Here is a 12,686-nt window from a genome sequence, read left to right on the forward strand (position 1 = left end):
AACAGTAGTCCAGTTAAAAAGCGACACAGGCCGTCGCTCTCTGGCATTTGGCGGCGGCAAAGGGCGGATTATCGGGCGGATTTTTCGCGCAGGGTGGCTAGTCAGTGCTGCGTAGCGGGCTGATCTGGACCAAGAGGATGGTCACCAGGGGCACTGCCAGTTTCAGCATGGCGACGGTGATCAAAAGCGCACCAAGGTTGCTGTAATCGGCTGGAGTGGTGATCTGGCCGCTGGCGTCTGTGACCTCGCGGGTGACGACAAAGACCTGGTTGAGGTATTTGGTTCCCAGGCTGGAGGCTGAGAGCGCCAGATTGGTAAAGGAGGCCATGACCGCAAAAAACGTCGCTTTGAGATTGTTTGGGGCGTTGCGGGCAATCCAGGCAAGCATGGGGATCATAGCGACTTGGCCCAGAGGGGATTCCACCGCTGTATCCACCAGGGCAATAAAGCGTGCATCGACCAAGCCCCCGGTGAGAGGCGCTGTCCAATTGTGCAGACCATAGTACAAGCCAATATTGGGGAGGCTGAGCAGGGCTTCGGTGAGGGCCAGGAAGGTAATGATCCAGGCGATGGTGTTATTGGCAATCAACGGGCGCAACAGCACCATACCAAAGAGCGTTAGCAGCGATGAGATCAAAGACAGTACCGACAGGAACTGTTGGTCAAAACCAAGTGCATCAATCTCGAACCAAGTGGCGGCGGCGCCATTCAGCGGCGTGGCGCGGTAGACAAAGATGATAATGGCCGTGCCAATCAAGGCCCGCGCCTGCTGCGGTGTCAGGGATTTGATCAATTGACGCATAAGCAGCAAAATGATGATCATGGAGCCCGCAAATACGAGCTCTTGTGCCTGTTCGACCTCGCTGAGCCCAACGCTGAGCGATAGCGCCACAAAGGCGCCGCCACCGATGAAATACCACCAGTTCACAGACACTGGATCCCGGGGCGTGGTCAGACGGTTTTGAATCTCCGCAGCGCTGAGACCGATCCGACGCAGCTTGGCGCCCAGCTGCATGCGTTGCAACAGCGCGACGGCTATGCCGGTCAGTGATAGCAGCGGTACCATCAGAGCTAGCAGATAGACCTGAGCATAGAGTGCGCCTTTTTCCGCCTGTGGCAATGTCTCCGCTCCATCAAACAGCCAGACGTTCAGCGCCGCCGCCGCGCTGAAGCCGCCGATCAGGGTAATGCGCCCAAGGGTCTGCATCGTGGTATGCATCACACGGCTCTCGGCCTCGGTGAACGTGCTGCCGTCGGCGTTGCAATGGGGGATCGCCTCCACCGACATGGCGTCGGCCACCACATCCTGCAGCACAAAGCCACAGGGGGCCAGCAGGGCGGCAGTGACATACCAGCTGTTGGCGGGCATGATCTGCACCATAGTCTCGGGCAGGATCAGCAGACCGGCGATGATGCCGTAGCTTGCTGCCATTAGACCAGCGCCGAGCAGGATCAACAGATATTTCCAGCGCCAGATCAGATCCACCAGATGACCCAGTGGCATCTTCAGTGCCCAGGGCAGCCCCACCCAAAAGGCGAGGCCGGCGAGAAAGGCGGCCTCAAGATCGAGGTATTCTTTCACAAAAAAGGTGGCCGCGACCGATGTAATGCCTTGGACTCCGTAGGCAAAATAGATCAACAGGGGCGGCAGAAAACTCCAGCGCAGTTGCCGCAGCAGATCCAGAACAATCTGATCGAACCATGCAGCGGCGCGGCTCATGACAGTGGGCGCACCTTAAAGGCGGTGATGCGGTTGCCCTCACGCGCCGTGACTTCAAAACGGAACCCATGAAAGGAGAAGACCTGACCGGTGGTGGGGATCATCTGTGCCTCATGGATGACCAACCCGGCGATGGTGTTGGCCTCCTCATCTGGAAGGTTCCAATCGGTGGCCCGATTGAGGTCACGGATGGTTGTGGCCCCCTCGACGGTGTAATTGCCGTCGGTATCCTTTTTGACCAAAGACTGTTCTGCGGGGTCGAACTCATCAGTGATTTCACCGACGATTTCCTCCAAGATGTCCTCTAGTGTGATCAACCCCTGCAGGGCGCCGTATTCATCCACAACAAGGGCAAAATGGCTGCGTATGCGCAGGAATTGCCGCATCTGATCATCCAGAGTGGTGGTCTCGGGGACAAAATAGGGCGGCTTGGCGACGGTAGTGATTTCGAACTCGCGCAGGGCACTGGCATCGCCCTCTGGGCCGCCAATCTGGGCATACATCTCACGCAAGAGATCCTTGGCATGCACAATGCCAATGATGTTTTCCGGCTCATCTTTGAAAACGGGAAGGCGGGTATGAGGTGAGGTTAAACACTGTTCCAGAATCTCGGCGGGCTCGGCATCTGCATCGATCATTTCGATATGAGAGCGGTGCAGCATGATCTCCTCGACAAAGCGATCAGACAAATCCAACGCGCCCAAGATCCGGTCGCGATCTTCCTTTTCCACCACGCCTTCGGAATGGCCCAGATGCAGAGCCCCTGCGATTTCTTCACGCATTGCCATGATATGGCTATCGGGATCGATTTTGACCCCAAAAAGCCGCAAAATCCCCCGCACCAAAAATCGGACAGCGGCGACGATGGGGGCCAAAACAGTCACCAGAATCCCAATGATAGGGGCCACCGCGGAGGCGGCCTTTTCCGCATTGGAAATGGCATAGGTTTTTGGCAGAACCTCGGCAAAGATCAGCACCAGCAGGGTCATAACCAGTGTAGCAAAGGCAACACCGCTTTCGCCAAAAGTCCGGGTCAACAGAGCCGTGGCGAGCGAGGTCGCCAAGATATTCACCAGGTTGTTTCCCAGCAAAACGGATCCGATCAGCCGTTCATTGTCTTCAGTGACATCCAGCGCGCGTTGCGCCCCGTTCGACCCCTTGTCAGCCTGGGTGCGTAGTTTCCCGCGTGAGGCGGCCGTCAGGGCGGTTTCAGAACCAGAGAAAAACGCAGAGAGGACCAAGAGCAGCATAATTGCCCCGGCTGAGATCCAGAAGGCGCTGTCCAAAACGGTGTGGGCGGTGTCCATGATGGGTCCAAGTTCAGTTTGTGTTGCTATTAGGTTATGGGGTGCGATGGCGCGCCAAACAAGAGAGGTTCCAAGGGAGATTTACGAATTTGGAGTGAGATACCGGACTGAGCAAGACCCGCGTTATTCATTGGCGTTGTCATCATTCTCTTTCAGGCGCTGTCGTGCCTCTCCTTCGCGCGACAGTGGGTGATGTTGCAAAACCAACTCACTCAGTCGGGCGTCCAGCACGTGGGTGTAAATCTCGGTGGTGGCGATATCCGCATGACCCAAAAGGGCTTGTATGGCGCGCAGATCGGCACCATTTGCCAAGAGGTGAGTGGCAAAGGCATGGCGTAGGGTATGGGGGGTTACCTTTTTCGGGTCGACCCCGCCAGTCACGGCCAGATCCTTGATCAGCAAATAGAACCAATGGCGGGTTAGATGGCCCTCTTTGCCGCGCGACGGAAACAGGAATTTTGATCCCGGGTTGCCTTTGGCCTGGCTATCCTCGTCAGCCTCATCGCGCTGCATGAGCCAGGCGCGCAGCGCTTCCCTGGCTGGTGGCGACAGCGGCACCATGCGCTCTTTTCCGCCCTTGCCCTGCACCAAGAGCATATTGGGGTCGCCGCGCGCAGCAGCCACAGGGAGTGACATCAATTCGCTGACGCGCATGCCAGTGGCATAAAGCAGTTCCATGAGGCAGGTATTGCGCAGCCGATCCGCCGGTTTTCGTCCGGTTTGGCGAGCTGCGTCAAGCAAGCGATCAACTTCGATGACCTCTAGTGTTTTGGGCAGGGTCTTGGCACGCCCTGGACCTTTGATCTGAATGGCAGGATTGTCGCTTCTCCATCCTTCCTCAAAGGCAAAGTGGTAGAGTTGGCGCAGGGCTGAAAGCCGCCTTGCGCGCGTCGCACGAGACAGGCCCTCAGCGTTGCAGCTTATCAGGTAGGCCTCGATATCCTCTCGCGCGGCCTCTGAAAACCGATTGTCATGATGGGCCAGCCAGCTGGCGGCATCCTTCAGATCCCGCCCATAGGCAAGCAGTGTGTTGCGCGCAGCGCCGAGCTCGGCGGCCTGGGCATCCAGAAAGGTAGAGATCCATTGCAGATCATCGCCTGGGGCCGCCATTCAGCCACGCTCCAACAGCATCAGTTGCAGGGTTGCCCGTCTTGCGGTGTCTTCAAGCCCAACGGCGCGTAGGGCTGCAAGGGATTTACTTAGATCTCCAAGATTGCCTTGTGCCCCCCGCGCAAAGAGATTCATTGTACGTAAAATCGCTTCTCCCAATTGACCATTGTCCAACAAACGCTGAATTTTCTCAGGCACCTCTGCGCTATCTTCAAACCCCTGAGTGATCGACTGCATCAGTGGCGAGTACCCCGCACGCGTGGCCCGGCGCGCACTGTTGCTTTGGAGCTCGTTCGGATCTGTGTTCCCAAGCGCAGCAGGAGCTTCCCCTTCTGTGGGCTGCGTCGTCGTTGCACTGGTGTTGGATCCAGGTTGCCCCGGTGTGCCCTGCGCAAGGGCTGCCAGGAAAGTGTTTTCCACGCTAACGCTGGGGACACTGTGGGAGGCGATTTCATAGGTAGGCGCCAAGAGCCGTATGCGCCAGGAGAGCTCCGCTTCTGCACCCGTGAGGTTAAACCGCGCCAATTGAGTGGAAAAAAGATCGGAAAACCCAACCTCAAGACCGGCTTGCTGCATTGCTTCCCAGACTGTGGGCAATGCACTGGCCACCTCATCACTGCTGGCGCTATTCAGGGCTGCTTCAAAGTGTTGCAGGGCATCAACACGATCCCATATTCCGCCTGAGGCAGCCGGGCTGCGATCCGTATAGAGCCCCAGAAGCTGGTTGGGGTTCAAGGCTCCCGCACGAGTCAGTCGCTCTGCCGCTTCGAGCTGCGCTTTCCAGCCGGCCAAATCGCGCAAATCTGCTGCGGCGAAGGCCCGTGGCAGAGGGGCGGTGGGCAGACGCTCGCCTATGGTCTCATACAGGCGGAAGGTCAAAGGATCCGAATGGTCCGGAAGCGGCAATGGGGGGGCAAGTTCAAATATGTCGGGATTGAGGAACCGATCCAGCAGATCCAGCTGGGCCTTTGGCAACATGCCAAGCGCATGCGCTGATTCGAGCATCAAAGCCGCAGTAGGCCAATCCCCCCGGCGCGCGGCGCAGAAAATGCGGGCGCGGTAGTCTGGGGCGAGGAAGGGGGAGGCAATAAGCGCCGCACAGGCCCGGTCCTCGTCGCCGCTGATTAAAGTGGTGAAAAACCAACGCTGAAAACGTGCTGGGGTGGTGGAGGGGCCAGCCTGTTCCACCAGGGCCTGTGCCGGGTCAGCGGCGCCCAGGGCAATCAGCCGATCCAGCCGTGCCAGCAATATGGCGTCGCCCTCTTCCTGCAACGGTCGGCTCTCAGACAACAGTAGGGTAAAGAGCAGCGACTGCATGGCGGGGGTGCCCTGGACAGAAACACTGCGAATGAGGTCCGCGATGTCGTTTGGGGAGCTGCCACGCCACAGATCAATTGGCAAGCCCGTTGCTGAGGGGGCAACCAGGCCGATTGGGGGCAAAAGTGCCTGCAGAGGCGTCACAGTGATCTGGGGATGGGCGGCGCTGCCCGTGACCGGAGGCTCCAGCAAGACAGTGCTGGGTAAGGGGGGGGCGCTATCCGGCTGGCCAAGCCAATCTATCACCGTCAGTGGCGCCTGGGCGAGACCCGGACCTGCACAAAAGGTGCAGACCAGAAAGGCAAAAAACCTTGCCTTCATGCGGAGCTTTTTAGGCGTGTTAGTTCGCATCTAGCAGTACCGGTTTTCGGATCTCTTGAACGGGAACACTGAAATCGGCGCCGAACCAGGGACCGATATAGGCATATGCCACCAGTCCCAGCACTGCCAGAATCCCGAAAATGAATAGATATTTGATCAATCGCACCATTGCGCACCCGCCGCCTGCTTCTTTGTATTTTGCTCAAGTTATATATGGCCTTTTTTGCAATATCACGTCATTCACTGAAGAATGAGCGAAAAAGAGCAAATAGCCGAGGTGGATGCCTCACACCCTAGCCCAGGACGGCTGAAAAAGACCATCGTGATGGTGGGTATGATGGGCGCCGGTAAGACTGCGGTGGGCCGAGCCCTTGCCGCACGCCTGGAGGTGCCGTTTTTAGACAGTGACCACGAGATCGAGTCTGCCGCCAATATGACCATCCCAGAAATTTTTGCCCGCGACGGAGAGGCCTTCTTCCGACGCAAGGAGCGCCAGGTCATCGCGCGGTTACTGACGGAGGAGTGCGGTGTGCTTTCCACGGGAGGAGGCGCTTTTCTGGCGGCTGAGAACCGGGAGACCATTACCCGGAATGGGGCCTCGATTTGGCTACAGGCTGATCTTGAGGTGCTTTGGAACCGGGTTCGGCACCGCGACACGCGTCCCTTGCTGAAAACACCGGATCCACGTGCGACGCTGGCCGAACTCTATGCGGCGAGGGTGCCTCTCTATGCCAAGGCGGATCTGACGGTGGCCTCAGATGGGCAGGCCTCTATTGAAGAAATGGTTGACCGGGTGCTGGAGGCGTTACGGTCTCGCCCCGATGTTTTGGAGCTATGAAGATGGAACAGATCGTGCATGTGCCCCTGGAGGGGCGTGCCTATGATGTGGTGATTGGGCCAGGACTGCTGCAGAGTGTCGGTGCGCGGATCGCGCCGTTTCTCAAACGGTCGCGCGTGGCTGTGTTGACAGATGAGACCGTTGCGGAACTGCATCTGGAAACTCTCCGTCAGGGATTGAGTGCTGCAGGGATAGACATGGTCTCTCTGGCCTTGCCGGCAGGGGAGAGCACCAAGGGCTGGCCAGAATTCACCCGTGCAGTGGAGTGGCTGCTGGAACAAAAGGTCGAACGCAATGACGTGGTGATTGCCTTTGGCGGTGGCGTGATTGGCGATCTGGCGGGATTTGCCTCCTCGGTGCTGCGCCGGGGAGTACGTTTTGTGCAAATTCCGACCTCGCTCTTGGCACAGGTGGACAGCTCCGTTGGGGGTAAGACCGGCATCAATGCGCCGCAGGGAAAAAACTTGATTGGGGCCTTTCATCAGCCCACATTGGTGCTGGCCGATACCGAAGTGCTGGGCACGCTCACGGCGCGCGATTTCCTCGCAGGGTATGGCGAAGTGGTCAAATACGGCATGTTGGGAGATGCCGAGTTCTTTGCATGGTTGGAAGACATGGGGCCTAAGCTGGCTTCCGGCGATATGGACGCACGGGTCGAGGCGGTGGCCCGCTCGGTGCAGATGAAGGCTGATATCGTGGTGCGCGACGAGACAGAGCAGGGCGACCGCGCCTTGCTGAATTTGGGCCATACCTTTGGCCATGCCCTGGAAGCCGCCACAGGCTATTCAGATCGTCTGCTCCACGGTGAGGGTGTTGCCATTGGCTGTGCTCTGGCTTTTGAGCTCTCCTGGCGTTTGGGTCTGTGCAGTCAGGAAGTTCCAAGCCGAGTGCGGGCGCATTTGAAAACCATGGGGATGAAAACCGATCTGTCCGATATCGATGGCCCTCTGCCTGATGCGGAGGAGCTGTTGAACTTGATGGGGCAAGACAAAAAGGTTGTGGATGGTCAGCTGCGGTTCATTCTGGCGCGGGGCGTTGGCGAGGCTTTTGTCACAGCAGATGTCCCCAAAGCATCGGTGCTCGCCGTGCTAGAAGATGCACTGGCAGAGCGCACATCTAGATAGGCCTCCCTGGAACGGGTTTCTGTGGCGGCTGCAGCGGTTTGGCCAACGGTCCCGGGCTCAGTCTTTCTCCACCTGCAAACGACCTTGATCTTTGCGCATGTTGGCAGACCTGGGTGGGCTTATTCCTATTATCGCGTTATCCCTCGCCACGGCCTAGGGCGTAAGGCAACTGTCGTGTGAGTTTGCAGCGCGCGCCGTGCTTACAGCCTGTCAAATGTAATCTCCTAAAATGCCCAGGTTCCGATCTGGGGTTTTGTGGAGAAGGCAAATGACGCTTATTTCGAATTGGAAAACGGTTGTAACGCGGGCGAGCAGCATCTGGTTTGTTCTCGCCGGTTTGATCGCGCCTATTGGCTTTTTCTTCGCCACATTCAGTTCGGCAATGGCGGGCTTGCCTCCGGTCTATTTTGCGATGGCCTCCGCCGTGTTTCAAACTCTTGCGATCCCGGCCAGGATTATCTTGCAAAGGGGGGTGTCTGACCTGGGGCGGTTTCGCAGTGACCAGAGTGGCGCCATCAAGAACCGCAGCCTGGGCCTGATCGCTGGCAGCGGTATCGCGCTTTCTTCGGCAATTGCCTTTGTTGGCGGTTGGGAAGGCTTGCGCCAAGAGGCCTATCGCGACGTAGTGGGCGTCTGGACGGTTTGTTACGGGAAAACCAAAGGGGTTCGCCCGACTGACCGCTATAGCAAAGCCCAATGCGACGAGATGTTAGCGGCCGAGATCCTGGTCTATGAAGCTGCTCTAGATCAGTGCCTTACGGTGACCGTTCCCGAGGGAATGAAAATCGCTTTGGTGTCCTGGACCTATAATGTCGGGGCTGGGGCGGCGTGCGGTTCTACGCTCATGCGTCTGGCCAATGCTGGGGATCTGGCCGGAGCCTGTGATGAGCTGCAGCGGTGGAACCGGGCAGGTGGGCGGATGTGGCGCGGCCTTACGCGCCGTCGTATTTCTGAGATGGAAATGTGCCACCGGGCCTTGAAGGAAGCCGCATGAGTCTGATCTGGATGCTGCGTAACCTGCCTGCGCTGGCAGCAGGGGTTTGTTTGGCAGGCCTGGTCCTGACAGGCGTGAGGCTTGCCCATGAGAAGAAACGACTGATTGTTGAACTGAGCCAGTTGCAGGGGCAACTCTCTATGGCGCAGGGGGAACTGGAGCGCGCGCAAGAAACCGCCCGAGTTCACCGCGCACATTTGTCCCGTGCAGCACAGGAGCAGCGGCATTGGTCCCTCATCATCAATGACGTGCAACGACAGGAGGGCCAGGATGCGCCTTTGTCACCTTTGCTTAGCTTTACTGCTGAGCGCCTGTACCCAACGAGCCCCTGATGTTCTTTTACCCCCGGCGACAGTACCGTCAGACCTGTTGCAGCCCTGTGCGGGCTACATTGGCCGACAGCCGAGCACTGAGGGCGACCTCGCCAAGGCCGTTATTGCCGAAGCCCAGGGGCGTTCCTGCGCAAATGCAAAGCTGACGACAATCGCGCAGATTCTGGCGCAACACGATTGGGAGGAGGAGGGGTAATCTTGGGGCAGGGCGGTGGCACCCGTGCGCTATTGGTAAAATGCGCTGACCAACCCCAAAAAGGATAAAATACGAATCCGTGATGTGCCAAAAAAAATGTTCAATCCCACGTGAGTTTCGCTGAATGCAATGCTGCTTTGTTCTGAGCGCAGGCGCTAAGTGACTTGGTTCACTTACGTTTGTTTTAACGTTACAGAAATCCGCCATCAAATGAGCCGAAATAGCATTTTTTCGCCCATTTTTTCTCCCTGGCAAAGCGAAATTAATTTCAAGACTGCGCCCTGAAAAAACTGATTGGTATAAAACCTGCGAGGAACGGATCCCTGGGATGGGGGGAAGACGGGCCACAAAAGTTCAATCAGGAGACTCAGATCCATGAGCACCAAACTCGTATTGCGCAGCAGCGCGGCGGTCGCCGCAGCTTTGCTCGCAGCCCCGGCATTTGCGGGCCCCACCTACACCAATGACAACGGCGGTAGCTTCCGCTGGTACGGTCAGTTTAACCCATCCTTCCAGTCTTTCGACGATGGTGTCGAAGAGTATAACCGCGCATCTGACAACTCCTCGTCTAATTCGCGGATCGGCTTCTGGGTTGAGCAGGCCTTTGGCGAGAACACCCTGAAGTTCCGTTTTGAGACAGCCTTTGGCTTCCGTGCCTCCGATGGCACAAACCAGACCTCCAAAGGCGATGTTACCAGCTGGAGCCGCACCAACCTGCGTCACGTTGATCTGCAGTTTGAAACCGCGAAATATGGTACCTTCTCCGCTGGTCAGGGCTCGATGGCGACGGACGGCATCACCGGCGCTGACTACTCTGGGACCGGCTTGGGCGCCAATGCCTCGATTGCCGATATCGGCGGTGGCTATTTCTTCCGCGATAGCGCTGGCAACCTCACTGGCGTAACCGTGGGTGACGTTTCTGCCACGTACGATGGCCCACGTCTGGGACGTCTGCGCTATGACAGCAACAACTACGGTGGCTTCACCTTCTCAGCCTCCTACGGCACCAACATTCTGTCCACAAACAACGACCGTGAGACATACGATGTTGCTGTTCGTTACGGCAACGACGACTTGGGTGCCTTCGCTTTGGATGCGGGTCTTGGTGTTTCCTGGACCGAGCAGACCGGGACACAGGATCGTCGCGATATCTCAGGTTCTGTTGCACTATTGCACAAAGACACCGGCATCTCCCTGGCGTTGGCAGCTGGTGAACGCGATATCGCAGGCAGCTACACCTATGCCAAAATCGGCTACTCGGCGGATTTGATCGCGGCTGGTAAAACCTCCTTCTCGGTAGACTTCTACGATGGTTCCGATCAGGTGACTGCTGGCGACACTTCAGAGTCCTGGGGTATTGCAGCGGTGCAAAAAATCGACCGTTTCAACCTGGAAACCTACATCGCTTACCGCGACTATTCTTACTCTGACACATCGGCGACCAGCTATCAGGATGCAAACGTAATCCTGGCCGGCGCACGCTGGAAGTTCTGAAGACAGATCTCCCCTCAGTTTTCAAAACCCAGAGCACGTCCCCAGATTGGGGGCGTGCTTTTTGTTTGGGCAGCAAAAAAAGCAACGTAATTTTGGCTTTGAGAGGGGGAAACCGGCAATGGCACTTGCACCGCGCCGCCAGTAACAATAGAAGGCCTCAAATTGTCTGGGGGCGGTGCATGCGCACGCGCTCCGAATCTCTATGGGGTATAACATGCAGGTCACCGAGACGCTGAACGAAGGTCTGAAACGCGGCTACGCCATCACGGTCACGGCTGCCGAACTGGACGCCAAGGTCAATGAAAAGCTGACAGAGGCCCAGCCGGAAATCGAAATGAAGGGTTTCCGCAAAGGCAAGGTGCCAATGGCACTTCTGAAAAAGCAGTTTGGCCAGCGCATGATCGGCGAAGCGATGCAGGAAGCCATCGACGGTGCCATGAACGAGCATTTTGAAAAGTCCGGCGACCGTCCTGCGATGCAGCCCGACGTCAAAATGACCAATGAAGATTGGAAAGAAGGCGACGACGTTGCCGTTGATATGTCTTACGAGGCTCTGCCCGAAATTCCCGAAGTCGACCTGTCCGGTGTGACTCTGGAAAAGCTGGTTGTGAAGGCAGAAGACGAAGCCGTCACCGAAGCGCTGGAAAACCTGGCCCAGAACGCCCAGGAATTCGAAGCGCGCGAAGAAGCCGCGGCTTCTGAGGATGGCGATCAGGTTGTCATCGACTTCCTGGGCAAAGTCGACGGCGAAGCCTTTGAAGGCGGCGCGGCTGACGACTACCCGCTGGTTCTGGGCTCCAACTCCTTCATCCCCGGTTTTGAAGAGCAGCTGGTTGGCGTGAAGACCGGCGACGAAAAAGACGTCTCCGTGACCTTCCCCGAAGAGTACCAGGCTGAGCATCTTGCCGGCAAAGAAGCCGTGTTCTCCTGCACCATCAAAGAAGTCAAAGCGCCAAAGGCTGCTGAGATCAACGACGAGATGGCAAAGAAATTTGGTGCCGAAGACCTGGAAGGTCTGAAGGGTCAGATCCGTGAGCGTCTTGAATCTGAATATTCAGGTGCAGCCCGCGCTGTGATGAAACGCGCAACTCTGGACAAGCTGGACGAGCTGGTTTCCTTTGATCTGCCCCCATCGCTGGTCGAAGCCGAAGCAAAGCAGATCGCCCATCAGCTGTGGCACGAAGATCACCCTGAGGTTGAAGGTCACGACCACGGCGAGATCGAAACCACAGAAGAGCACACCTCTCTGGCAGAGCGCCGCGTGCGTCTAGGCCTGCTGCTCGCGGAATTGGGCCAGAAAGCCGAAGTCGAAGTGACGGACGCTGAAATGACCCAGGCCATTATGGCACAGGCGCGTCAGTACCCAGGTCAGGAACGTCAGTTCTTTGAGTTCATCCAACAGAATGCCCAGATGCAGCAGCAGTTGCGGGCCCCTCTGTTTGAAGACAAAGTCATCGACCACCTGTTTGAATCTGCAACAGTCGAAGAAAAAGAAGTTTCCAAAGAGGATCTTCAAAAAGCTGTTGAAGCGCTGGAAGAAGAGTAAATCTTTTAAAGTCAGAACTATTGGGGTCGCCTTTTGGGCGGCCCTTTTCTTTTGGGGATATATTTAATTTGCGTGATGTTTCGGGTTTTCTAAATCTACCTTGTGAATGTAATGCAATAAAGTTGAGCACAACTAAGAGTATCGTAAGTCTTTAGTCTCATCCTGATAGGAGGTTTGATTCTTATAGGATGCAGTAATGGCTGATAACTCATCGAAAAAAATACGGAGATTTTCTCTTTCTAATGTGAAGACGAAAACCAAAGTTATGTCCGCTGCATTGGTCCCCTTGGTATTGATTGCTGCCGTTGGCGGGTTGACTGTGTATGATCTCCAAAAGATGGAGGAAACCTCCCACAAGGTTGAACATACACAGCATATTCTGGATGA

At 56.8% G+C, this 12,686-nt stretch carries 11 protein-coding genes; 7 read left to right on the forward strand and 4 right to left on the reverse strand.

The features are described from left to right. Positions 1-97: 97 nt before the first annotated feature. The 4 genes from MED193_RS02920 to MED193_RS23205 all read right to left on the reverse strand — a co-directional run bounded on the left by MED193_RS02920 (position 98) and on the right by MED193_RS23205 (position 5,775). Positions 98-1,720, reverse strand: a complete 1,623-nt coding sequence (locus MED193_RS02920; protein WP_009808141.1) for a membrane protein — start codon at positions 1,718-1,720, stop codon at positions 98-100. After that, complete coding sequence (locus MED193_RS02925; RefSeq protein ID WP_009808142.1) at positions 1,717-3,027, reverse strand: HlyC/CorC family transporter; 1,311 nt, start codon at positions 3,025-3,027, stop codon at positions 1,717-1,719. The genes MED193_RS02920 and MED193_RS02925 overlap by 4 nt, the downstream gene beginning before the upstream one ends. A gap of 123 nt (positions 3,028-3,150) precedes the next feature. Beyond that, positions 3,151-4,137: a site-specific tyrosine recombinase XerD gene (locus MED193_RS02930; protein ID WP_009808143.1), complete on the reverse strand. Its 987-nt coding sequence runs from the start codon at positions 4,135-4,137 to the stop codon at positions 3,151-3,153. Continuing rightward, positions 4,138-5,775, reverse strand: a complete 1,638-nt coding sequence (locus MED193_RS23205; protein ID WP_009808144.1) for a hypothetical protein — start codon at positions 5,773-5,775, stop codon at positions 4,138-4,140. Between the two features lie 250 nt (positions 5,776-6,025). Between MED193_RS23205 and MED193_RS02940 the strand changes: the two genes are divergently transcribed. The 7 genes from MED193_RS02940 to MED193_RS23150 form a co-directional block, all read left to right on the forward strand. Next, on the forward strand, positions 6,026-6,613 hold the full coding sequence (locus MED193_RS02940) for a shikimate kinase (protein ID WP_009808146.1): 588 nt from the start codon (positions 6,026-6,028) through the stop codon (positions 6,611-6,613). 2 nt (positions 6,614-6,615) lie between these two features. Next, the gene (gene aroB, locus MED193_RS02945; protein WP_039965799.1) at positions 6,616-7,737 is read left to right on the forward strand and encodes a 3-dehydroquinate synthase; all 1,122 of its coding nucleotides are present in this window, start codon (positions 6,616-6,618) and stop codon (positions 7,735-7,737) included. Between the two features lie 268 nt (positions 7,738-8,005). Beyond that, complete coding sequence (locus MED193_RS02950; protein WP_009808148.1) at positions 8,006-8,731, forward strand: lysozyme; 726 nt, start codon at positions 8,006-8,008, stop codon at positions 8,729-8,731. Next, positions 8,728-9,063, forward strand: coding sequence for a hypothetical protein (locus tag MED193_RS02955; protein ID WP_009808149.1), 336 nt, complete (start codon positions 8,728-8,730; stop codon positions 9,061-9,063). The genes MED193_RS02950 and MED193_RS02955 overlap by 4 nt, the downstream gene beginning before the upstream one ends. 571 nt (positions 9,064-9,634) lie before the next feature. Further along, positions 9,635-10,753 (forward strand): porin, encoded by a 1,119-nt coding sequence (locus MED193_RS02960; protein WP_009808152.1) that lies wholly within the window; start codon positions 9,635-9,637, stop codon positions 10,751-10,753. 214 nt (positions 10,754-10,967) lie between these two features. Next, on the forward strand, positions 10,968-12,299 hold the full coding sequence (tig, locus tag MED193_RS02965; protein ID WP_039965802.1) for a trigger factor: 1,332 nt from the start codon (positions 10,968-10,970) through the stop codon (positions 12,297-12,299). Between the two features lie 196 nt (positions 12,300-12,495). After that, positions 12,496-12,686: hypothetical protein (locus MED193_RS23150; protein ID WP_039965805.1), on the forward strand; the 191-nt coding region annotated here is incomplete at its 3' end.

Origin of the sequence: Roseobacter sp. MED193, assembly GCF_000152965.1 — a bacterium.
Taxonomy (GTDB): domain Bacteria; phylum Pseudomonadota; class Alphaproteobacteria; order Rhodobacterales; family Rhodobacteraceae; genus Pseudophaeobacter.

Excerpts from the sequence above, each read along its gene's own strand:
- MED193_RS02920 (WP_009808141.1), bottom strand. The coding sequence starts at position 1,720 with ATGAGCCGCGCCGCTGCATGGTTCGATCAGATTGTTCTGGATCTGCTG.
- MED193_RS02925 (WP_009808142.1), bottom strand. The coding sequence starts at position 3,027 with ATGGACACCGCCCACACCGTTTTGGACAGCGCCTTCTGGATCTCAGCC.
- MED193_RS02930 (WP_009808143.1), bottom strand. The coding sequence starts at position 4,137 with ATGGCGGCCCCAGGCGATGATCTGCAATGGATCTCTACCTTTCTGGAT.
- MED193_RS23205 (WP_009808144.1), bottom strand. The coding sequence starts at position 5,775 with ATGAAGGCAAGGTTTTTTGCCTTTCTGGTCTGCACCTTTTGTGCAGGT.
- MED193_RS02940 (WP_009808146.1), top strand. The coding sequence starts at position 6,026 with ATGAGCGAAAAAGAGCAAATAGCCGAGGTGGATGCCTCACACCCTAGC.
- aroB (WP_039965799.1), top strand. The coding sequence starts at position 6,616 with ATGGAACAGATCGTGCATGTGCCCCTGGAGGGGCGTGCCTATGATGTG.
- MED193_RS02950 (WP_009808148.1), top strand. The coding sequence starts at position 8,006 with ATGACGCTTATTTCGAATTGGAAAACGGTTGTAACGCGGGCGAGCAGC.
- MED193_RS02955 (WP_009808149.1), top strand. The coding sequence starts at position 8,728 with ATGAGTCTGATCTGGATGCTGCGTAACCTGCCTGCGCTGGCAGCAGGG.
- MED193_RS02960 (WP_009808152.1), top strand. The coding sequence starts at position 9,635 with ATGAGCACCAAACTCGTATTGCGCAGCAGCGCGGCGGTCGCCGCAGCT.
- tig (WP_039965802.1), top strand. The coding sequence starts at position 10,968 with ATGCAGGTCACCGAGACGCTGAACGAAGGTCTGAAACGCGGCTACGCC.